Annotated in this window: 18 protein-coding genes; 10 read left to right on the top strand and 8 right to left on the bottom strand. The window is 68.0% G+C overall.

Features of this window, described 5'->3' with window-relative positions:
* Positions 1-518 precede the first annotated feature (518 nt).
* Positions 519-1,100 (bottom strand): inorganic diphosphatase, encoded by a 582-nt coding sequence (locus U9980_RS02690; RefSeq protein ID WP_416210121.1) that lies wholly within the window; start codon positions 1,098-1,100, stop codon positions 519-521.
* Positions 1,101-1,361: 261 nt separating this feature from the next.
* Here U9980_RS02690 and dacB point away from each other — a divergent pair, with 261 nt between their 5' ends.
* The 5 genes from dacB to folE all read left to right on the top strand — a co-directional run bounded on the left by dacB (position 1,362) and on the right by folE (position 9,098).
* Complete coding sequence (dacB, locus tag U9980_RS02685) at positions 1,362-2,747, top strand: D-alanyl-D-alanine carboxypeptidase/D-alanyl-D-alanine-endopeptidase (RefSeq protein ID WP_322766529.1); 1,386 nt, start codon at positions 1,362-1,364, stop codon at positions 2,745-2,747.
* A gap of 77 nt (positions 2,748-2,824) precedes the next feature.
* On the top strand, positions 2,825-3,970 hold the full coding sequence (locus tag U9980_RS02680) for a zinc-dependent metalloprotease (RefSeq protein WP_322766524.1): 1,146 nt from the start codon (positions 2,825-2,827) through the stop codon (positions 3,968-3,970).
* A 115-nt stretch (positions 3,971-4,085) separates the two neighbouring features.
* On the top strand, positions 4,086-5,861 hold the full coding sequence (gene hpt, locus U9980_RS02675) for a hypoxanthine phosphoribosyltransferase (RefSeq protein WP_322766528.1): 1,776 nt from the start codon (positions 4,086-4,088) through the stop codon (positions 5,859-5,861).
* Positions 5,862-6,174: 313 nt separating this feature from the next.
* Positions 6,175-8,343: an ATP-dependent zinc metalloprotease FtsH gene (gene ftsH / locus U9980_RS02670; RefSeq protein ID WP_322766523.1), complete on the top strand. Its 2,169-nt coding sequence runs from the start codon at positions 6,175-6,177 to the stop codon at positions 8,341-8,343.
* 86 nt (positions 8,344-8,429) lie between these two features.
* Entirely contained in the window at positions 8,430-9,098 is a 669-nt protein-coding gene (folE, locus tag U9980_RS02665; RefSeq protein ID WP_416210122.1) for a GTP cyclohydrolase I FolE, read from the top strand.
* A 6-nt stretch (positions 9,099-9,104) separates the two neighbouring features.
* On the opposite strand, the gene glsA is transcribed toward folE, so the two are convergent.
* The 3 genes from glsA to U9980_RS02650 form a co-directional block, all read right to left on the bottom strand.
* Entirely contained in the window at positions 9,105-10,988 is a 1,884-nt protein-coding gene (gene glsA, locus U9980_RS02660; protein ID WP_322766522.1) for a glutaminase A, read from the bottom strand.
* Between the two features lie 92 nt (positions 10,989-11,080).
* On the bottom strand, positions 11,081-11,926 hold the full coding sequence (gene hisG / locus U9980_RS02655) for an ATP phosphoribosyltransferase (RefSeq protein ID WP_322766527.1): 846 nt from the start codon (positions 11,924-11,926) through the stop codon (positions 11,081-11,083).
* Positions 11,927-11,977: 51 nt separating this feature from the next.
* Positions 11,978-12,241, bottom strand: coding sequence for a phosphoribosyl-ATP diphosphatase (locus tag U9980_RS02650; protein WP_322747742.1), 264 nt, complete (start codon positions 12,239-12,241; stop codon positions 11,978-11,980).
* A gap of 270 nt (positions 12,242-12,511) precedes the next feature.
* On the opposite strand from U9980_RS02650, the gene U9980_RS02645 reads away from it, so the two are divergent.
* From U9980_RS02645 to U9980_RS02635, 3 genes are all read left to right on the top strand, one after another.
* Positions 12,512-13,306 (top strand): Cof-type HAD-IIB family hydrolase, encoded by a 795-nt coding sequence (locus U9980_RS02645; protein ID WP_322766521.1) that lies wholly within the window; start codon positions 12,512-12,514, stop codon positions 13,304-13,306.
* A gap of 76 nt (positions 13,307-13,382) precedes the next feature.
* On the top strand, positions 13,383-14,996 hold the full coding sequence (locus U9980_RS02640; protein WP_322766520.1) for a TldD/PmbA family protein: 1,614 nt from the start codon (positions 13,383-13,385) through the stop codon (positions 14,994-14,996).
* 5 nt (positions 14,997-15,001) lie between these two features.
* Positions 15,002-16,507 carry a metallopeptidase TldD-related protein gene (locus U9980_RS02635; RefSeq protein WP_322766519.1) on the top strand — a complete coding sequence of 502 codons (1,506 nt, stop codon included), beginning with the start codon at positions 15,002-15,004 and terminating at the stop codon, positions 16,505-16,507.
* Between the two features lie 18 nt (positions 16,508-16,525).
* Here the strand turns inward: U9980_RS02635 and U9980_RS02630 are convergent, their stop codons facing one another.
* The 4 genes from U9980_RS02630 to U9980_RS02615 form a co-directional block, all read right to left on the bottom strand.
* Positions 16,526-17,095 carry a bacterial proteasome activator family protein gene (locus U9980_RS02630; protein ID WP_322747746.1) on the bottom strand — a complete coding sequence of 190 codons (570 nt, stop codon included), beginning with the start codon at positions 17,093-17,095 and terminating at the stop codon, positions 16,526-16,528.
* 85 nt (positions 17,096-17,180) lie between these two features.
* A complete protein-coding gene (locus U9980_RS02625; protein WP_416210120.1) occupies positions 17,181-18,194 on the bottom strand; it encodes an NAD(P)H-quinone oxidoreductase in 1,014 nt (337 codons plus the stop codon).
* Between the two features lie 55 nt (positions 18,195-18,249).
* A complete protein-coding gene (locus U9980_RS02620) occupies positions 18,250-18,438 on the bottom strand; it encodes a hypothetical protein (protein WP_322766518.1) in 189 nt (62 codons plus the stop codon).
* Positions 18,439-18,497: 59 nt separating this feature from the next.
* A complete protein-coding gene (locus U9980_RS02615; RefSeq protein WP_322766517.1) occupies positions 18,498-18,998 on the bottom strand; it encodes a DUF1778 domain-containing protein in 501 nt (166 codons plus the stop codon).
* A 169-nt stretch (positions 18,999-19,167) separates the two neighbouring features.
* Here U9980_RS02615 and U9980_RS02610 point away from each other — a divergent pair, with 169 nt between their 5' ends.
* Complete coding sequence (locus tag U9980_RS02610; protein WP_322766516.1) at positions 19,168-20,184, top strand: S1C family serine protease; 1,017 nt, start codon at positions 19,168-19,170, stop codon at positions 20,182-20,184.
* A 680-nt stretch (positions 20,185-20,864) separates the two neighbouring features.
* The gene (locus U9980_RS02605) at positions 20,865-21,590 is read left to right on the top strand and encodes a SigE family RNA polymerase sigma factor (RefSeq protein WP_322766515.1); all 726 of its coding nucleotides are present in this window, start codon (positions 20,865-20,867) and stop codon (positions 21,588-21,590) included.
* The last annotated feature ends 147 nt before the right edge of the window (positions 21,591-21,737 follow it).

The following is a 21,737-nucleotide window of genomic DNA, read 5'->3' as shown; positions in this document are numbered from 1 at the left end:
ACCGCGGTCCGGGTGCAATGCAAGCAGTGTCGGCGGGCGCAAGGTGCGGCACTCGCCCGCGCGAGACGTAGCGGGGGCGGAAAAGGTGAGCTTCCCGCTACGGCGGTAGATCGCTGCCCGCACTACGAGACGATCTGGGCGCCTGGTTACGGTCCCGAAGGTGAGCCTCCGCCAGACTCGGGATGGTCTGACCGGACGCCGCCAGTTTGACCTCATTCGGGTCGGTGCGGTCGCGTACCAGAATGTCCAGCTGTGCCGTCGCCGGTCACCGTCACCGTGCCCCTGCCGCCACACCGTGGACACGTCGGTGGAGGTCCAGAGTGCTTCGCCATGTGGTCGTCCGCCTGCTGGCAGAGCCCTCCAGCATGATCCCATCTAACAGGCGTGACATGGCAAGCGCTCAGCGTGTGGGGATAGTGGTTACTGAGCGCGGTCGTGGTGGTGAATCAGTGAAGATCCCTCACCACGACCGCGATCAGCGGCTCCCACCGGTGCGTCACGACCGCGTCAGGCGTACCTCACGCAGACTTCACCTGCGGCGCGGGATCTTCCGCGACCTCGGGTGTGTCCTCGTCGTGCTGCTCATCCGTCGGGATGGCCGATTCCTTCTCGCGCAGGACCGAGGCGAGGATCTCCCGCTCCGCCTCGGTCCGGCCGACCCAGGACGCACCTTCGACCGACTTGCCCGGCTCAAGGTCCTTGTAGACCTCGAAGAAGTGCTGGATCTCCAGCCGGTCGAACTCGGGAAGGTGCCTGATGTCACGCAGGTGCTCCTGGCGGACGTCCGCGACCGGCACACACAGCACCTTGTCGTCCGGGCCTTTCTCGTCGCTCATCTGGAACATGCCGATCGTGCGGCATCGCACCAGGCAGCCCGGGAACGTCGGCTCCTCCAGCAGGACGAGCGCGTCCAGAGGATCACCGTCCCGGCCCAGCGTACCCTCGATGAACCCGTAGTCCGAGGGATAATGAGTGGACGTGAACAGCATCCGGTCGAGCCGGATACGCCCGGTGTGGTGATCCATCTCGTACTTGTTGCGTTGCCCCTTCGGGATCTCGATGGTCACATCGAACTCGAGGTCCACACCGTCCCCTGTCATGTCGGTGGGCGCGTCCCGTCCGACGCGCCCGCGTGTTCTGTACTTGTTACCAGTATCTGCGGTTACGACCGCCGCCCAGGACCGCCGCGACCCGATCATGTAAAATCAGCCATCCGCCGCTTACCTGGCACCGACGGACGGGGTGACCCCGCGGTGACGTCTCCCGACCTCGATCGGCTGCGGAGTCTGTCCGGGATATTCCCCGTGCAGGTGATGCGACTCGGATTCACCCGACGTAGTCTCTCGCACGTGTCCCCTGGGATGCGGAGTCGGGTCGGCGGGCTGACTGCCATCACCGGGGCTCTGCTTGCCGGCCAGCTCTCCGTCGCTCCGCCGCAACGACCGGGCGTCGCCCACACCGACTCCCGACCGTCGGCAGTCCCCTTCGCGGCGCTGGATCCGGCAGCGCGATCCGCCGACCCCGCCACGCTGGGCGCCCGGCTCGCCGGTCCGCTGGCGAACGCCGCGTTGGGCAACCCAGCGGGGCTGGTGGTGGACGCGCTGACCGGGGCCCTGCTGCTGGACCGCCGGTCCGACCTGCCGACAGCACCGGCGTCCACCTTGAAGACCGTGGTGGCCGCGGCCGCGCTGACCACGTTCGGCCCACGGGAAACCCTTACGACCCGAGCCTTCTACAGTCCACCCGCCACCGCGGATGGTGCTGCCACCACCGTTGTCGGCGGCGGGACCCTGTGGCTGGTGGGTGCGGGCGATCCGACCCTGACCGCAGCCGCCGGGCCCACCGGCTACCCGTCCTTCGCACGCCTGTCGGACCTCGCCACACAGGTACGTGGGACCGGCGTCACCCAGGTCGACCGGGTGGTCGCAGACCAGACACTGTTCACCGGACCGCCCACTGGCGAGGGCTGGCGCGACAGCTATGTGACCGACGGCAACGTCACACCGGTCTCCGCGCTCGAGGTGGACGGCGGTCGCGGCGCTGCGGGCGCGACCGGCCCGCGCACAACCACGCCGGCGATGGCCGCTGCCAACGCGTTCGCGGCGGCGCTGCGCCGCTGCGGAGTGCAGGTCAACTCGACCGAAATCGGCGCCCTGCCAGCCGCCGGCGTCGCCCAACCTGGCGCACGGCAGCTTGCCGCCGTCCAGAGTCCGCCGATCCCGGTGCTGGTCGAGCGAATGCTCACCTACTCCGACAACGACCTCGCCGAGAGCCTCGGCCGGCTGGTGGCCCACGCCCGCGGCCTGCCGGCTTCGTTCGCCGGCGCCACCAGTGCGGTACTCGACGTGCTGCGGGAACTGGGCGTGCCGACGGCCGGAACCTACCTTGCGGACACGAGCGGTCTGTCAACATCCAACCGGATTGCCCCGGCCACCCTCGTGGCGCTGTTGCGGACGGCCGTCCTGCCCGGGCACCCGGCGCTGCGAACACTGATCACGGGGCTCCCGGTGGCCGGGTTCTCCGGGACGCTGAACGACCGCTACGACTCGGCCGACACCCGAGCCGGTGCCGGCGACGTGCGGGCGAAGACCGGCAGCCTGCGAATCGTGACAAGCCTCGTCGGCCAGGTTGTGGACAGCGACGGCCGGCTGCTGTTGTTCGGTTTCTTCGCCCCCGTGGAGGAGGCCGGGGCCACCCGTGCCGCCCTCGACCAGGTGGCCGTCGCGCTCGAGTCCTGCGGATGCTGAGTGCAACCCACCGATGACAGGCACGCGCGGGCGACAATGCCTGTCATCGTGGGGGGGAGGGACATAGGCTGGCGGATGTGGACGCCGAGCTAGTCGACTGGGACCTCGCGGTAACGACAGCGCGGCGGCTTGTCCGACCTGGCCCGCCCGTGGCCCGCTCCGAAGCGGACACGGTGGTTGCGGAGCTGCGACGGCTGGCCGTCGAGGCGGAAGGCCATGTCCAGGCATACACCAGGCTGGAACCGGCTGGTCCGCCGACACCGATCGTCGTGGTGGACCGGCCGGAATGGGTCCGGTCGAATGTCGCCGGCCTTCGGGTGGTGAGCGAACCGCTGCTCGACAAGCTCGCGGACCGCGATCGAGGCAAGCTGTCCACGGCTGTTGGCCGCCGGGTCACCGGGGTACAGCTCGGCACCGCGCTGGCCTACCTCGCAGGCAAGGTTCTCGGCCAGTACGAGGTCTTCCTCCCCCCCGATGAAACCGATGCACCCGATGCACCCGGGACACCCGGGACACCCGGTGAAACCGGCGCGGCGGGACATCCGGGACGCCCAGGGCGACTCAGCCTGGTCGCACCGAACATCGCCCATGCCGAACAGGCGCTGGCCGTCAACCCGCACGACTTCCGGTTGTGGGTCTGCCTGCATGAACAGACCCATCGCATCCAGTTCACCGCCGTCCCGTGGCTGCGGACGCATCTGGAGCACGAGATCGCATCCTTCATCGAGGCGACCGACCTCGACGCGGACGTCCTCGCCGAACGGGTGCGATCGGCCGTCTCCGCGCTGCGCGGCGCCGTGCTCGACCGTGGGCCGAACGCGCCGAGCATCGTCGAGGCCCTGCAGACGCCCGCCCAACGCCAGGTCCTGGATCGACTGCAGGCACTGATGACCCTGCTGGAGGGGCACGCCGACCAGGTCATGGACGCGGTCGGCCCCAAGGTCGTCCCGACCGTCGCCGAGATCCGGTCACGCTTCGACAACCGCCGCGGTGGTGGTTCACCGATCGACCGCTTTGTCCGCCGCCTGCTCGGACTGGACCTCAAGCTGCTGCAGTACCGCCAAGGTGGCGCCTTTGTCCGGGCTGTCGTTGCCGAGGCGGGGGTCGACGCGTTCAACCTGGTCTGGGAATCTCCCGAGACGTTGCCGACCCGGTCGGAGCTGGTCGATCCAGGCGCCTGGATGCAACGTGTCCTGGGCTCGCGCCCGTCGATATCGGCATAGTGCGTGATCGGAATAGTGTGTGCCTGCCCCGGGCAGCACGACCGTCCCGCCGTCTGTGCCTGTGCCTGAACCGGTGCCTGTGCCTGTGCCTGAACGCCATGCGGGAATAGCCGTCATGGCCCACCGCAGGGCCGCGGCCGAGGTCCGGGTCGCGCTCCGCCGCTCGATTGCCGACCTCCCCCCGGGCAGCCTGGTGCTCGCGGCCTGCTCGGGCGGTCCGGACTCACTGGCGCTGGCCGCCGCGCTCGCGTTCCTGGCACCGCGCCGGGCGCTGCGCGGCGGGCTGCTGACCGTCGACCACGGTTGGTATGAGGGTTCCGCCGCCCAGGCGGACACAGTGGCCGCGCAGGGACGGGAGCTCGGCCTCGACCCCGTCGAAATCCTGCCGGCGCGCTCACCGCGTTCGGAGGGAGCCGCCCGCGACGCCCGCAGGTCCGCTCTGACCTGCGCCGCCGAACGCCTGGGCGCGAGCGCCGTGCTGCTCGGCCATACCCTTGACGACCAAGCCGAGACGGTCCTGCTGCGACTCGCCCGCGGCTCCGGCGCACGCACGCTGGCGGGCATGCCGCGCAGCGACGGCCTGTTCCGGCGCCCGCTGCTGGACATCCGCAGGTCGGTGGCCCGAAACGCCTGCCTCGCCGACGGGCTCACCCCGTGGGATGACCCGACCAACGCTGACGAGGCGTTCGCGCGGGCCCGGGTCCGCCACCGGGTCCTGCCTGTTCTGGAGGACACCCTCGGCCCGGGTATCGCCGAGGCCCTCGCCCGCACCGCCGACCTGTTGCGGGCGGACAATGAGGCGCTCGACGCCGATGCGGCGGTTGTCTACGACCAACTGGCCCACCCTGCCGGGCCGGCCGGCGCAGCCGTCCGCATCGACCTGGACCTCGCCGGCCTCGCGGGGCTCAGCACCGCGCTTCGGGGCCGGGTGATGCGGCGGGCGGCACGTGCGCTCGGAAGCGCACCGACCGGGCTGCGAGCCGATCACATCCGGGCCATGGACGAGCTGGTGACGAGATGGCGCGGACAGAAGCCGGTCCCGCTGCCCTCGGGTGTCATCGCGACGCGCGCCGATGGCAGGATCTCGGTAGCGCGGCCTCCGGGGTTCGCGACCTGCGGATTCGAGGCCTCCGGCCGGTGCGATGGATACCCTCGACCCGCGCCTGTGACACCCGGGTCGGGGACCCGGCCAGACACCTCCACGCCCGCCGCCGACGGTGGCGAGCCGCGTGGAAACACCAGGGAGGCTCAGGTGAGCACTGCGCACACGGTGCCCGACCGGACCGGGTCCGACCGGACCGGGTCAGCCGGCGCCGGGGCGGAGGACCGGCCGCGGGCCAGCCCGCATCCCGACATCGCCGAGGTCCTTGTCAGCACCAACGAGATCGCCACCAGGATCAGGGAGCTGGCGGCGCTGGTCGATGCCGACTACGCCGGTCGCGAGGTGCTGCTCGTCGGTGTCCTCAAGGGCGCGGTGATGGTGATGGCGGACCTGTCCCGGCTACTGACTGTGCCACTGACCATGGAGTTCATGGCCGTCTCGTCGTACGGCTCGGCGACGTCGTCCTCAGGCGTCGTGCGCATCCTCAAGGACCTGGACCGCCCCATCGAGGGCAAGGACGTCCTGGTCGTCGAGGACATCATCGACTCGGGCCTGACCCTGTCGTGGCTGCTGCGCTATCTGCGGTCGCGCAGCCCGGCATCGCTGGAGGTGCTCGCGCTGCTACGCAAGCCGGCGGCACTGGCCGTCGACATCGACGTACAGTATGTCGGCTTCGACATACCGAGCGCCTTCGTCGTCGGCTACGGTCTCGACTACGCCGAGCGTTACCGCACCCTGCCATATGTCGGAACGCTGACCCAGGAGGCGATCGACCGCGGCGCCCGGTGAGAGCGTCCGGCGGATGGACCGGTGCCGCCGGTTTTCCAGCGTCGGCTGGGCACCTCCAGCCGACCGAGAAGATCCAGAACACTGCACATCGGGGGACCCCACTGATCACCACGTGCTCTGACGGCTACGAACCTGTTCGACGAATCACCCATTCGGGGCACCGAGGTGGAACAGGACGCTTCCCTTGCCCGTTGCTCGGATGTACGCGCGGTAAGGCGCGGGTACCGGCGGTACCCTCGGCACAAGGGAATCCCGAACGAGGGCAGCACACACGTCAGGAGGGTGGAGCGCGCGTGTCCAGCGCTCCAGGCAGATGACTCCAAGAAGAATCTTCCGCGGCTGGGTGCCTCTCGGGCTCCTGGCCCTGTTCGTGATCATTCTCATGACCGGGGTGTTGTCGGGTTCAAGCGAGTACACCAAGAGTGACCTGAACTCCATCCAGCAAAAGATCGAATCGGGTCAGGTCGTCAGCGCCACAATCCAGGACTCCAAGCAGCGCATCCAGATCAAGACAAAGGACGGAAAGTACGAGTCGTCCTATGTCAGCCGCCAGGCGACCGATCTCGCCGACAAGCTCCACGAGAAGGGGGTCGCCTACGAGGTCAAGGTCGATCAGGGCAACATCTTCGTGTCGTTGCTGCTGAACCTCCTACCAGTGCTGCTGGTCGTGCTGCTGCTGTTCTTCTTCATGAACCAGATGCAGGGCGGCGGCAACCGGGTCATGAACTTCGGCAAGTCCAAGGCCAAGCTGGTCAGCAAGGACACACCGAAGACGACCTTCGTCGATGTCGCGGGTGCCGACGAGGCGATCGAGGAACTCCAGGAGATAAAGGAGTTCCTGGAGAACCCGGGCAAGTTCCAGGCGATGGGCGCCAAGATCCCCAAAGGGGTACTGCTGTACGGACCGCCTGGAACCGGCAAGACGCTCTTGGCCCGCGCGGTCGCGGGTGAGGCCGGCGTGCCGTTCTACTCGATCTCCGGCTCGGACTTCGTCGAGATGTTCGTCGGTGTCGGCGCAAGCCGGGTGCGGGACCTGTTCGAGCAGGCCAAGGCCAACGCACCAGCGATCATCTTTGTGGATGAGATCGACGCGGTGGGTCGCCACCGTGGTGCCGGTCTCGGCGGTGGCCACGATGAACGCGAGCAGACCCTCAACCAGCTCCTGGTCGAGATGGACGGGTTCGACGTCAAGGGCGGCGTCATTCTCATTGCGGCCACGAACCGGCCCGACATCCTGGACCCGGCGCTGCTACGCCCGGGACGGTTCGACCGCCAGATCGTCGTCGATCGCCCCGACCTGCTGGGCCGCGAGGCGATTCTGAAGGTCCACGCCAAGGGCAAGCCGATGGAGCCCGACATCGACATGCTGACCATCGCGCGGCGTACGCCGGGGTTCACCGGCGCAGACCTAGCGAATGTGCTCAACGAGGCTGCGCTGCTCACGGCCCGGTCCGACCAGAAGTTCATCTCCTCGGCCCTGTTGGAAGAGTCGATCGACCGGGTGATGGCCGGGCCGGAACGCAAGAACCGGGTCATAAGCGACAAGGAGAAGAAGCGGATCGCCTACCACGAAGGTGGGCACGCCCTCGTCGGACACGCCCTGCCCAACAGCGACCCCGTCCACAAGGTCACGATTCTGCCCCGCGGCCGGGCGCTCGGTTACACCATGCAGCTACCGCTCGAGGATCGTTACCTGCGTACCCGATCGGAGATGTTGGACGAGCTCGCGATGTTCCTGGGCGGGCGGACCGCCGAGGAACTCGTCTTCCACGAGCCGACCACAGGTGCCAGCGACGACATCGAGAAGGCGACGAAGGTCGCCCGAGCCATGGTCACCCAGTTCGGCATGAGTGACACGCTCGGAGCGCTGAAGTTCGGCGGTGAGAGCAACGAGGTGTTCCTCGGGCGCGACATGGGCCACCAGCGCGACTATTCCGAGCAGGTTGCCGCGGAGATCGACGCGGAGGTTCGCCGTCTGATCGAGTCGGCGCACGACGAGGCGTGGGAGATCCTCGTTCAGTACCGGGACGTACTGGACAACCTTGTTCTGCGACTCATGGATGCCGAAACGCTCGGCAAGGACGCGGTTCTGGAGATCTTCGCGACAGTCCAGAAGCGGCCCAGCCGCGGCTCGTACACGGGGGTGGGCAAGCGCCTGCCGTCCGACCAGCCGCCGGTGATGACCCCGGCCGAGCTGGGGCTGGCCAAGCCCGGCGATGTCACGGATCTGGTACCCAACGCCACCATCGGTCAGGGCGGCCGGACCAATGGTGCCGCCCACGGCAACGGCAGCAGCGTGCCGGCGGCCACCGGGAATGGGTCCGGATCCGGTCAGGTTTCCTCCGATGACCACGCCACGGCGACGGAACAGAACGCGGGCGGCGGATCGGCACCTGCGGAGCCGACGTCGGCCGCACCGAAGATGTCCAACCCTTGGGCACCGCCGACGCTGCCGAACGACGACGACAGGGGACGCCGTTGACGACCGATTACGGTCTCGCACCCACCGGGTACACGTCTTCGGCTCCTGCCGACGTTCCAGGGGATGTTCCAGGGGATGTCGCCGGGATCGGCGCCGACGGCGTCGCCCCCGGCGACGGTAAGGGTGTTGCCGGCAGTGACGGTCCGCCCGAGCGGCAACGGCCTGATCTGGGGCCTCGGGCGGTCCGTCCCTTCGACCACGACCGGGTGGCTCGCGCTGTGCGTGAGCTTCTGATCGGCATCGGGGAGGACCCGGATCGGGAAGGCCTGCGCAAGACCCCGGAGCGGGTCGCGCGGGCCTATCAGGAAGCGGTGGAGGGCCTCGGCCGGGACCCGTCCGAGGTGCTCACCACCGTCTTCGACGAAGGTCATGAAGAGATGGTGCTGGTTCGCGACATCGACTTCACGTCGTTGTGCGAACATCATCTGGTCGCGTTCGCAGGCAAGGCGCATGTCGCCTACATCCCGAACGAAGCCGGGCAGATCACCGGGCTGTCGAAACTGGCGAGACTCGTCGACCTGTACTCGCGCCGCCCGCAGGTGCAGGAACGGCTCACCACCCAGATCGCCAACGCGCTGGAGCGGGCGCTGTCACCTCGTGGGGTCATGGTCGTCGTCGAGGCCGAACATCTGTGCATGTCCATGCGGGGAGTCCGCAAGCCCGGCGCCCGTACGGTCACCTCAGCCGTGCGCGGGCAGTTCCTGAGCACCGCGACCCGCAGCGAGGGAATGTCGCTGATTCTCAGTCACCGCTGACGACAGTCAGTCCTGCATCGACTGGATCTCCCGGGTGGCCCGCCGAAGCCGGGCCGACAGGCTCCGTGCGATCGCCCGGTAGATCGCGTCACAGGTGCGCGGGTTGCTCCGGCGCAGTTCTTCGAACGCGGCAAGGGAGAGCACCTCGCACTCGGTCGGCTCCGCCACCGTGATGCGGGTGGAGCGCAACCCGCCGTCGACAAGTGCCAGCTCGCCGAAGGCGGCCCCGGCCGGCACGGTGTTGAGGCGGAGCCACCGCACTGCCTTTCCCGCTTGAACCTCGGCGTTGACCAGACCGCGGGTCACGAAGTAGATGGCATCGGCCGGGTCGCCCGCATCGAAAATCACTTCCCCACGCTCATAGGACTGGCTCCTGGTGAGCGATCGGACGACCGCGACCTCGTCGCGTGCCAACTCGGCAAGCAGCTCCTGCCCGGCGAACGGGACCCGGACGGTCGGTGGGAGCGTGGTGAGGTTCGCCCGCATCAGCAAGGCTTCCTCACACCACTCGAGCGCGATCTCAAGATCAGGAAGCCGCTCGGTGGACCAGTCCGAGCGCATCAGCCCGGCGACGGCCGGGAGCGCCCGCGGGTCGACGAACAGCGTCGTGACCTTCCGATCCGCGAGATCGGCCAACAACACCCGGAGCAGGCCGGCAGCCGGTTCGTCGATAGCTGCGACCCGCCGCAGGTCGAATACGATCCACGAGATGCCGTCAAGGTGATCAACCACTGTCCGTAGCAGCCGCTCCGCGCTCGCGAACGCAAGATCGCCCTGAAGCTCATACACGACGAACGCCACCCCCGACCGCGCAAGAACCTCCCTGTCCCGTTCCGGCCGGACCCGCTTGGAGCTGACCGTGTCCCCGCGGTAGGTGAAGCGGACCGGATGCGCCGGCTGACCCCCCGGGCGCAGCAGGTGCAAGGCGAAACGCTCGGACATCTCTCGACAGGCGAGAACCCCACGGACGCTGTTGCCCTTGTGATCCAGGAGAGGACTATAGAGGCCGACACCCAGCTGGCCCGGCAGAACCGCGCAGATCCCCCCTGCGACGCCGCTCTTGGCCGGCAGCCCGACCCGCAACAACCACTCACCAGCGTGGTCGTACATACCGCAGGTACCCATGACCGCGAGAACGCTGCCCACGTCCGCCTCGGACACGACCCGCTGCTTCGTCAGTGGGTTGACGCCGCCGAGCGCGAGTGTCGCCGCCATGACGGCCAGGTCGGTACCGGTGACGAGAACGGCGCACTGCCGGAAGTAGATGGAACAGATCTCATCAACCGATCCCTGCAATGCTCCGGCGTTACGCATCAGGTAGGCGATGGCGCGGTTACGGTCACCGGTGTCCTGCTCGGACGCGAAGACCTGTTCGTCCACGTCGAGCTCGCGGCCGGCGAACGCCGACAACCCCTGACGAATTCGCTCGAAACGCTCGGCCGGATCCCGTCCGTCGATCAGACTCGCGGTGAGGATCGCTCCCGCGTTGACCATCGGGTTCAACGGCCGGCCGGTACCGGCTTCAAGCGTGATGGCGTTGAAGGCGTCGCCGGTAGGCTCGACTCCGACCCTGCGGATGACGTCGTCAAAACCACGATCATGCAGAGCGAGGGCATAGACGAACGGCTTGGAAACCGACTGGATCGTGAACGGCGCCATGCTGTCGCCCACACTGTAGCTGTGGCCGTCCATTGTTGTCATGGCGATCCCGAAGGCATTCGGGTCGGTGTGCGCAAGCTGCGGGATATAGGTGGCAACCGCTCCGTCGCGATTATCGCGGAACCTACCGTGCAGTTCGCCGAGTGGTCGTTCGATCGGCCCGCCCGATGGCGTCCCCGCACCGACGGATGCGGGGACATGCTTAGAGTGCGGCGCAGGAGCCTCGTTCACTCTCCGCTCCCGTCTCCCTTCCAACCCACCTGGCACAAGATACTCTTCGCACTTTCGGGATGCAGCTGGTCGCTGAAACCACCGGCGTGCTACTACAGGCGGCAGGCCCGGATCGAGGAGACCATGATGCCCCGGGCGCCGATCTCCCACAGATCATCCATCACCCGGTTCACCTCGGCGTGGAGCACCATGGCGCGCACGGCCACCCAATCCTCACGCTGCAACGGTGAAATCGTCGGCGACTCGTAACCCGGGGTAATCTCGCACGCCTTTTCCAGTACTGAATTGGGAACGTCGTAGTCCATGATCGCATAACGCCGAGCGACCAGGACCCCCTGAATGCGACGCAGCAGGCGCTCGTGGGCGGGCACGAGCTCCAGCCCCTTCTTCACGATGACAACGGCCTCGGAACGCAACACCGGCTCACCCACCAGGGCTAGGCCGTGAGCACGCAACGTGCGCCCGGTCTCCACCACGTCCGCGACGACATCGGCCACTCCGAGCCGGACGGCCGTCTCCACCGCGCCGTCAAGTTTCACGATGCGGGCATCAATGCCGCGCTGCGCCAGGTCGGCCGCGACCAGGCCGGGGAACGACGTTGCTATGCGCGTCCCGGCCAGGCCCGCAATGCCGTCCAACGCGCCAAGCGGCGCGGCATAGCGAAAGGTGGAGAACCCGAACCCGAGCGGCAGCAGTTCGTCAGCGGCGACACCACTGTCGATAAGGAGGTCACGGCCGGTGATGCCGATGTCAAGGTGACCCGCCCCGACATAGACGGCGATGTCGCGAGGCCGGAGGAAGAAGAACTCGATATCGTTCTCGGTGTCGGCGATGACCAGTTCCGCCGATTCCCGATGCGCCCGGTAGCCGGCGTCGACGAGCAACTGACTGGATGCCGTGGCGAGTGCACCTTTGTTGGGCACCGCGAGTCGAAGCATCATAGCCCCCGTGTCACAGTTTGGCACCGGATACACACAGAACATCGACCGTCACAGCTTCGAGTATACGTCCTCGGGGGCGAGACCCGCGGAAATCATCACCAACTGACTCCAGTACAACAGCTGCGACAACTCCTCCGCGACCCGCTGCGGCCCCTCGTACTCGGCCGCCATCCAGGTTTCGGCGGCCTCTTCGAGGAGTTTCTTCCCGATATGGTGAATCCCTTTTTCGAGAGCGTCGACGCTACCGGATCCTGCGGTCCGTTCGCGCCATTTTTCGGCGAGCTCCAGATACAGTTCATCGTACGTTTTCATCGTTACCGAAATCCATCCTTCCCACCGGTCGCAAAAATGATCACCCTGGCCGCTGGGAGGATCTGTCCGCCGTCCGGAGGCTCCAGCACTCAGGAGACCCCGTCCGGCCGGCCGCAAGGACATCGGCATGAAACACATCGGCACGGACCATGCGCATGGTAACGCACCGCCGCCGCGAGTGGACGGGACACCGCGGCAGACACCACCGGCGACGCAGCGGAGTGCGGCCGACGCACCGCCGAGCGCTCTCATGCGGTTTACTGAACGATTGTGTTCCGTCCCTCGCTCGTCGCCACCGACCTCGACGGAACGCTGATCCGATCGGATGGCTCGGTCTCCGCTCGCACCCGGGCCGCGCTGCGCCGGGTCGAGGCTGCCGGCGCGCTCGTGGTGTTCGTCACCGGCCGGCCCACGCGGGTGATGGCCGAGATCGTGGCCCAGACCGGCGCGTCCGGCCTGGCGATCTGCGCCAACGGCGCGCTCGTCTACGACCTGGACAACAATTCGACAGTCACGCATCGGGCTCTGGACACCACCACGGCCCTGTGGCTGACCGCTGAAATCCGGGCTCTCGTGCCCGATGCCGCCTTTGCGGTGGAAAGCGGTACCCGTTTCGGGCGGGAACCGACCTTCGTCACGATGTGGCCCGATCCACACGAATGCGTCGGTCACATCACCGAACTTCTGCTGGCGATGCCGGCGACAAAACTACTGGTCCGGCGGGAACTACGCGGGATCACCCTGGCCGACGCCTATGTCGCGATCGCGCGGATCGCCGGCTCGGCCGCAGTGGTCACCACATCGAGTCACGATCTCGTCGAAATCGCCGGAGCGGGTATCTCCAAGGGAGTCGCCCTGGCGGAGATCGCCGCGCAGTACGACATATCCGCGCAACGCACGATCGCCTTCGGTGACATGCCGAACGATCTACCGATGTTCGCCTGGGCCGGGCACGCCGTCGCGGTCGCCAACGCACACCCGGAGGTCCTCGCGGCAGCTGACGAGATCACCGCCTCGAACGACGCCGACGGCGTGGCACACGTCATCGAGCGCCTCTTCCCCTGACCCGTCCGGAGCGCGCTGGAGCGCCCGCCGACCGCCCTTTGGAGCAGATCGTTTCTCCAGGGGTCAGGATGAGGTCATGGCCACATCTGCCACCACCTCGGCGGGGGGCGCCGGCGTCGGCCGCACCGGGCACGGCGGTCCGGCCGCGCCCGACACGCGGTCCCATGACATCGACCCCGAGTTCCTGACGCTGCCCCGCGCGGCGCTCGCGGACGCCGCACTGCAGACCGCCCGCGACTGTGGGGCGACCCATGCCGACATCCGCATCGAACGGACCCGCGACGCGTCGCTGTCGTTCCGCGACGGCGGCCTGGAGAGCCGCGGCGACGGCCTGTCGGTCGGTTTCGCCGTCCGGGTCGTTCACGACGGGACGTGGGGATTCGCCGCCGGCGTCGACCTCAGCGTCGACGAGGCCGTCCGGGTGACCAGGCAGGCCGTCGAGCTCGCGCAGGTGGCACGGCCGCTCAACAGCGAACCGGTGGAGCTGACCGATGAACCCGTCTACACCGACGCGGTGTGGGTGTCGGCCTACGCGGTCGACCCGTTCACGATCGAGACCGCCGAGAAGATCGAACGGGTCGGCGGGCTGTGCCGCACGCTGATGACCGCCAGGGATGTCGACCATGTCGACGGCACGCTCGGGCAGGTGATGGAGAACAAGTTCTACGCGGACCTGGCCGGGACGACCACCACCCAGCAACGGGTCAGGGTGATCTGCCAGCTCGAGGCGACCCGGGTCGAGCGCGCCGCCGGCGGCTTCGAGACCATGCGTACGATCGCGCCCCCCGTCGGCCGCGGCTGGGAGTGGCTGGTGGCGGGTCCGGCCGCGGGCTGCTGGGACTGGGACGGTGAGATCGCGCTCATCCCATCTCTGCTGGCGGAGAAGGCACAGGCATCCTCGGTGGAGCCGGGCCGCTATGACCTGGTGATCGATCCGTCCAACCTGTGGTTGACCATCCACGAGTCGGTCGGCCATGCCACCGAACTCGACCGCGCGCTGGGTTACGAAGCCGCCTACGCGGGCACGTCGTTCGCAACCCTGGACAAGATCATGTCACTGTGCTATGGCTCCCCCGCCATGCACGTCACCGGCGACCGCACCGCCCCGCACGGCCTGGCGACGATCGGCTACGACGACGAGGGCGTGCAAGCCGGGCAGTGGGACATCGTCCGCGCCGGAACTCTGGTCGGCTACCAGCTCGACCGCAGGATGGCCGCGCAGAACGCCGTCGCACTCGGCGTGCGGAGTTCCAACGGCTGCGCGTTCGCGGACTCCCCCGGACACGTGCCGATCCAGCGGATGGCCAACGTGTCACTCCAGCCTGCCCCAGGCGGGCCGACCACCGAAGAACTGATCTCCCGGGTGGAACGCGGAATCTACGTCGTCGGTGACAAGAGCTGGTCGATCGACATGCAGCGGTACAACTTCCAGTTCACCGGCCAGCGGTTCTACGAGATTCGCGGCGGCCAGCTCGTCGGGCAGCTGCGCGACGTCGCATACCAGGCGACCACCACCGATTTCTGGGGGTCGCTGGAGGCCGTGGGCGGCGAGGCGACCTATGTCCTGGGCGGTGCGTTCAACTGCGGCAAGGGCCAGCCCGGCCAGGTTGCCCCGGTGAGCCACGGTTGTCCGTCCGTGCTGTTGCGGGGCGTGAACATTCTCAACACCCAGCGAGAGGCGGGCCGGTGAGCGCGATGCAGTCCCACGAAATCGTCGAGATGGCGCTGGCATCGTCACGGGCCGACGGCGCCGTGGTGATCGCCGGCGAGTCGAGCACGGTGAACCTGCGGTGGGCCAACAACACCCTGACCACCAACGGCGCGGCCCGGGACCGGTCCGTCACCGTGATCAGCGTGGTGGGCCGCGCGTTCGGGGTCCGCTCCGCGAGCAGTGTCTCCGACCGCGACGACCTGGCGAAGCTGTTGCGGCTGTCCGAGGCCGACGCCCGCGAGGCCGGGAACGCCGACGACTACGCCGAGCTGCTCGGTCCCGACGCCGACGGCTACGCCGAGGTCACCATGGCGCACCCAGGCGGCGGGACAGCGGTAGCGGCCGCGCACGCAGTAGCGCAGACAACCTTCGCGGACCCCGCGCAACGCACCAGCACCAGCGTGTTCGCCGCATTCGCCCGCGATCTCGGCGACGCCTTCGAAGCGGCGCGGGCCGACGGGCGGCGCCTGTTCGGTTTCGCCCAGCATGAACTGACCACCACCTGGCTCGGCACCTCCGCGGGGCTCCGGCTACGGCACAGCCAGCCGACGGGCTCCGTGGAATGGAACGCCAAGAGCGCCACGCCCGGCGGCTCGGTGTGGCATGGCCAGTCCACGCACGACTTCACCGACGTGTCCGTGCCGGACACCGACGCGCTCCTGCGCCGGCGTCTGGCCTGGGCCACGCGCTCGGTGGAACTGCCGGCCGGCCGCTACGAGACGTTGCTGCCGCCGTCCGCCGTCGCGGACCTGCTCACCTACGCCTACTGGTCGGCCGCCGGCCGCGACGCCGCCGAGGGACGCACCGTCTTCAGCCGGGCCGGCGGGGGCAGCAGAATCGGTGAGACGCTCGGCCCGCCCGGCCTGCACCTGTTCAGCGACCCGTTCGACCCGGAGCTTTCCGCGACCCCGTTCGTGATCGCGGCGTCCTCGTCGGCGACATCCAGCGTGTTCGACAACGGACTGCCGCTGCGACGCACCGACTGGATCATGGATGGCAAGCTGGCCGCGCTGGTCCAGACCCGTGCGTCGGCTCGTGGTGGCGCCCTGGAGGGCCAACGGGCGGGCGACGATCGTGCGATCGCGCGCCCGCAGGCCCCAAGCCCCGGAGCAGTTGCGGTGACCCCGTTCGTCGACAACCTGACCCTCGACGGCGGCGGGACGGCATCCCTGGAAGAGATGATCGCGAATACTTCTCGCGGGCTGCTGCTGACCTGCCTGTGGTACATCCGTGAAGTCGACCCGCAGATCCTCCTGCTCACCGGGCTCACCCGTGACGGCGTCTACCTGATCGAGGACGGCGAGGTCGTCGGTGCGGTGAACAACTTCCGTTTCAACGAGAGTCCGGTGGACCTGCTGGGACGGCTCACCGAGGTCGGGGCAACGGTCCGAACGCTTCCACGCGAGTGGGCGGACTGGTTCACGCTCGCGCGGATGCCGGCGGTGCGCGTCCCCGACTTCAACATGAGCTCGGTCAGTCCCGCCAGCTGACCCGGCCCGGCGCGCAAACTACAGATAGGCGCCGCGACCGAACTGTTCACCGGACTGGGAACCGCTTGGCAGGGCCCGCCGCCGCATCTCCTCCAGCTGGGCCCGCGCGGCCATCTGCTGGGCGAACAGCGCCGTCTGGATGCCGTGGAAGAGCCCCTCGAGCCAGCCGACGAGCTGCGCCTGGGCGATCCGGAGCTCGGCGTCGCTCGGGGTCTGCGTCTCGTCGAACGGAAGGGTAAGACGGCCCAGCTCGCTCTGAAGCTCAGGGGCCAGCCCGTCGGAGAGCTCTCTGATCGAATTACGATGGATCTCCCGAAGGCGGAGCCGGCTCGCCTCGTCCAGCGGCGCCGCCCGTACCTCCTCCAACAACTGTTTGATCATCGCGCCGATCCGCATCACCTTGTCCGGCTGGGAGACCATCTCCATGAGCGTGTTCGACTGGTCGCCTTCGCCGTCGGTGACGTGGGACGCATCAATGCCGCTGCCGATGGCGCCGGGCACGATCCGCGGGCGAGCACCCGAGGTATCGGTATCCACAGCACCGTCCGGTCCGACGATCACGACCCGCGGGTCCGGTTGATCTGCCATGGGTCCATCCTGCCTGGTCGCGCCGAAAGGCATGCGGGCAGGATGGATGCGGTCCCGATCCGATCACCTTCGGCGACATTTTGCCTCACTTCAAGGACTCACTGTAATCAAGATTCACAACAAGTAGGACCTTACCCACATGCCCGAGGTCCTCGACATGCCGATGCGCGTCGGCGACCCGCTCGATCGGGACCACCCGATCGACGACCGGCCGGATCGTGCCGGCCTCGACCGCCGGCCAGAACTGCTCACGAACAGCGGCCACGATCGCCGCCTTCTGCGCGTCCGGTCGGCCACGCAAAGACACCGCGTGTACGCCGCCCCGCTTCGCCAACAGCGTCCCGAGGTTCAGTTCGCCCTTTCGTCCGCCCTGGAGTCCGATCACGACGATCCGCCCCTCGACGGCCAGCGCGTCAACGTTGCGCGCCAGATAGGAACCACCCATGTTGTCGAGAATGACGTCCGCTCCGCGACCGTCGGTGGCCTCCTTCACACGGGCGACGAAGTCGTCGTCCCGGTAGGAGATGGCAAGATCGGCTCCGAGTTCGCGGACCCGCGCCAGCTTCGCCGAGCTGCCCGCGGTGGTGACGATCGTCACCGACGGTCGAAGCGCCCGCACCGCCTGGATCGCGAACGTACCGATCCCCGATGCGCCGCCGTGCACGAGGAAGACCTCGCCGTCGCTCAGCCCGGCCAGCCCGAACACCGTCGAGTGGACGGTGGCGGCGACCTCGGGCAGCCCGGCGGCCTCGACCAGCGACACACCCGCCGGTGCCGCAAGCACCTGGGTAGCGGGCACGTTGACCCTGGTCGCGTACCCGCCGCCGGACAGCAGCGCACAGACCTCGTCGCCGACCTGCCACGCCGTCACACCGTCGCCGACCGCCGCGACCAGGCCGGAGCACTCCAGCCCGAGCACCGGCGAAGTGCCCGGCGGAGGCGGATAGAAACCCTGTCGTTGCAGCAGGTCTGCCCGGTTGACCGCGGAGGCGACCACATCAATGGCCACCTCACCCGGGCCCGGGAAAGGTAGATCGGCCACCTCGGCCCAGGACATGACCTCAGGACCACCCGACGATGTCACTGTCACCGCATGCACAGCGCCACGGTATCCGCACGGCAGCCGTCAGCGTAACGGCAGGGCTGGCACCAGCCTATGCTGGAAAGGCCAGACGCAGATCGCAGACACGTAGCAGCAGACGGTAGGGATCCGACGGCCAGTCGGAGAAGATCCCCAGGTTCCGGCACCACTCGCGAGCCGAGGCATCCTCGACATTGATGATGAGGATCGGCGTGCGGGCCGGCCCCGCGGCGTACGCGACCTGCGCCAGAGCGTCGGCCACGAGCGCCCGGCCGACGCCGCGATGACGATCCGCGAGGTCGACCCCGACCCTGGAAATGATCAGTACCGGTGTCTCCCCTCCGTCACTTGCAAGCTTCCGCTCGACAGCGCATAGTAACCGGCAACGTCGTCTCCGGACCCCCGCCGGATGACCCGGACCCGGTTACGCCCGCTCTGGGCGGCAATGAGGGCCTGCTCCCGCAACCAGGTCGTGGTCGGCAAGGATCCGCAGTCGAACCCCGAGCGGGAATGGTAGTTAGCCAACGTCTCAATGCCGCTGTACCCGTGCGCACCGGCCCCCGGCCCGGCCGCTGCAAGAAGGCTTTCAAGCCCCGCCGGCATGCGCGCGGGCTCGGCCACCAGCGCCCTGACGTCAGCCTCCTGTTCGGCCGAGAGACAGAAGAGTCGATGGTCGGCCAGGAGGTCGGTCGCCGCTCTGGTGGCGTGGGCGATCACGAAGTCGGTGATCGGAATACCCGCCGCGTCACTGGCCGCGGCCAACAGGCGCCATGCCTGCCCGTCTTCGCCGGTACCGACAGGATCGATGTTCACCATCGACATCCGTGAACCTCCAACATCCCATGACATTACTCAAAGAACTTATATACTATACCCACGGTAATGAACCGTGGGTCGCCGCACCCCTGTCACCGGGCACTCCAAGCACGTTCTCACGCGTTCATCGGTCGGGCTTCACGAATGACTCAGATCGCGGCGGGATCGTGACACCATGGATACCACCTGGCTACGCGACAGCTCGGTTTCGACGCTTGCGCCCCCGGCCCGCACGCGACCACCGTTGCGCTCACCCCTCTCGCCCTCACCGCCGTCCGCGCTCCCGGTGGACACGCCGGTGGACACGCCGGTGGACACGCCGGTGGACACGCCGGTGGACACGCCCGTTGGGCGCGAGAAGCCGGCATCGTCTGCACGCCGCCGCCTGGCCCTGAGCCTGATGGCGCTGAGCCTGGCAACGGCGAGCGCCGGCGCCGCGGTGGGCGCCGCCGTCACGACCATCGCCGAACAGCCCCCGGCGGTCAGCGCCGCCGCAGCGACATCAGGATCAGCGGTCGAGGCCAGCGCACCGAACACTGTCGCCGCCGCCGCCATGAAAATCGAACCCAGTGTGGTCACGCTCGAGGTCGTCGGCCGCCAGGTATCGGCGGTCGGATCCGGGGTGGTGATCCGTGCCGACGGCTACATCCTCACGAACAACCACGTGATCGCGAGTGGCGGTACGATCAACATCCGCATGCAGGACGGTACCCGGTACGCCGCAACGCTCATCGGGCAGAACACCACCGCCGACCTCGCCGTCATAAAGATCAACGCAACCGGACTGACGCCCACGACGTTCGCCGACTCCACGGACGTACGGGTAGGCGATCAGGTTGTTGCGGTGGGAAGTCCGCTCGGGTTGTCCGAGACCGTCACCGCCGGCGTGGTCTCGGCCCTCGGTCGTCAGGTCGACATCAGCGCAGGCACCGCCGGCACGGGCGGCGCCGTGAGATACCAGGCGATCCAGACCGATGCCGCGCTCAACCCGGGCAACTCAGGCGGCGCGCTGGTCAACTCGGCCGGTGAACTGATCGGCATCACCTCGTCCATCGCCACGACGAGCAGTGGGACGAGCGCCTCTCCTGGCCGGCAACAGTCCGAGTCCGGCAACATCGGCGTTGGCTTCGCCATCACCGCCAACCAGGCCCGCCAGGTCGCAGACCAGATCATCGCCGCGGCCAGCCGCTGACGGGACGGGAGCCGAAGGCGTCATCCGGGGGAAGACAGGCCGGTTCGGGTTCGGGCTCGGCCGGGGCGGGCTCGGTATAGGGCGATGGTTCGCGCGGCGCGGGAGGGAGGTCCGGAGTATCCGGAAGCAGCGGACCCGGGTCGTCCGGAACGGGAACGTCCGGATCAAGCGGAGGCGGCGTGCTGGGTTGGTGGGGACGAACGGCCAGCCGGCGCCGACCACCTAGCGCGTCCGGCCATGCACGCAACCCGGCCCCGATCCTTGATCTGCATCCCCTGTTGCCAGGCACTCTGACGCGCGACGCAACCATAGGGGCGGGGATACCCGGACCAACGGAGGCCGGAAACATCGTCGCAAAGATCCAGTACTGATCATAAGACCGCCCGCTGCGTACGCCGAACAGGCCCGTGACGTCGGCAGTTGCGTACAACATCCCGTAAGACCCGATCTTACCATCGGATGACCGAATTATGCCAACCAGGCAGAGACCTCACTCTGGCGGTCGGACATACTTCGACTATATTGCCTGCGGGACTGCACCTCGATGATCGGCTGATTCCTGCCAGATCGTTGGGAATGCGTCGGCCATCGGACGAGCTACGGGAGCACGCCGGTTGGAACGGGACGACTACACCGATGGCGGCACATCCGCCAGTCCACCAACGGCGACTCGACTGTCCGTGACGCCACCATTATCCGTGGCGCCACCACCGACGACCAGCACCGGCGGCACAGCGTATCCGGATGCCGAGAAGGCCGGCTCCCCGGACAGTCCGCGTCCAGAATCGGAGTTCCACGCCTTCTTCGAGCAGCATCATCGCCAGCTCGCACGGCTCGCCTACCTGCTGACAAGCGACCACGACGCCGCCGATGACATCACGGCCGACGCCTTCACCGCCGCCTGGCGGCACTGGGGCAGAGTGCGTCAGGTTGACAACCCGTTGGCGTACATGCGCCGTACGGTCGCGAACATGGCAACCAGCCGGCTGCGGCGGATCATGCGTGAGCGGCGTGGCCTGGGCATGCTCGGCACCATGGCCGAGACCCACTGCGCTGACACCGACGTGCCAGCCGTCGTCGACGTCCGGGCTGCGCTGATGTCACTTCCGACCCGCAAGCGGGAATGCGTGGTGCTCCGTTACGCCTTCGATCTGTCAGAGTACGAGACCGCTCGCACACTGGGCATATCCATCGGCACGGTCAAGAGCCAGACGTCCAAGGGCGCGGGCGAGCTTGAACGACTCCTGGAAACAAGCGTACGCGACACCGAGCGGTTGACGCCGTCCCCACCTGCAGCAGCGCCTTCGGCACAATCAAGGAAGAAATCAGGCGCACGCAAGGAACTACCGCGCCCGCGGCGGGAGGCTGACCCACCGGCGCGACTGCGGGGAGGAGAGGCCACGTGACAGCCGCCCGCCGCAGACGCGATCGTGGTCCTGGTCGCCGCCGCGCCGGCCGCGCTCAGGCGGACGCTGCATCATGGCTGCCGGCCGCGCTGGCCGACGAGGCGTTCACCCATGAGCCGGACAGCGCCAGGATCCGCAGGCGCATGG

The sequence above is a fragment of the Protofrankia sp. Cr1 genome, assembly GCF_963555865.1.
Lineage (GTDB): Bacteria > Actinomycetota > Actinomycetes > Frankiales > Frankiaceae > Protofrankia.
The sequence above is the reverse complement of the archived record's forward strand: the minus strand, read 5'-3'. Positions and strand labels throughout refer to the sequence as shown.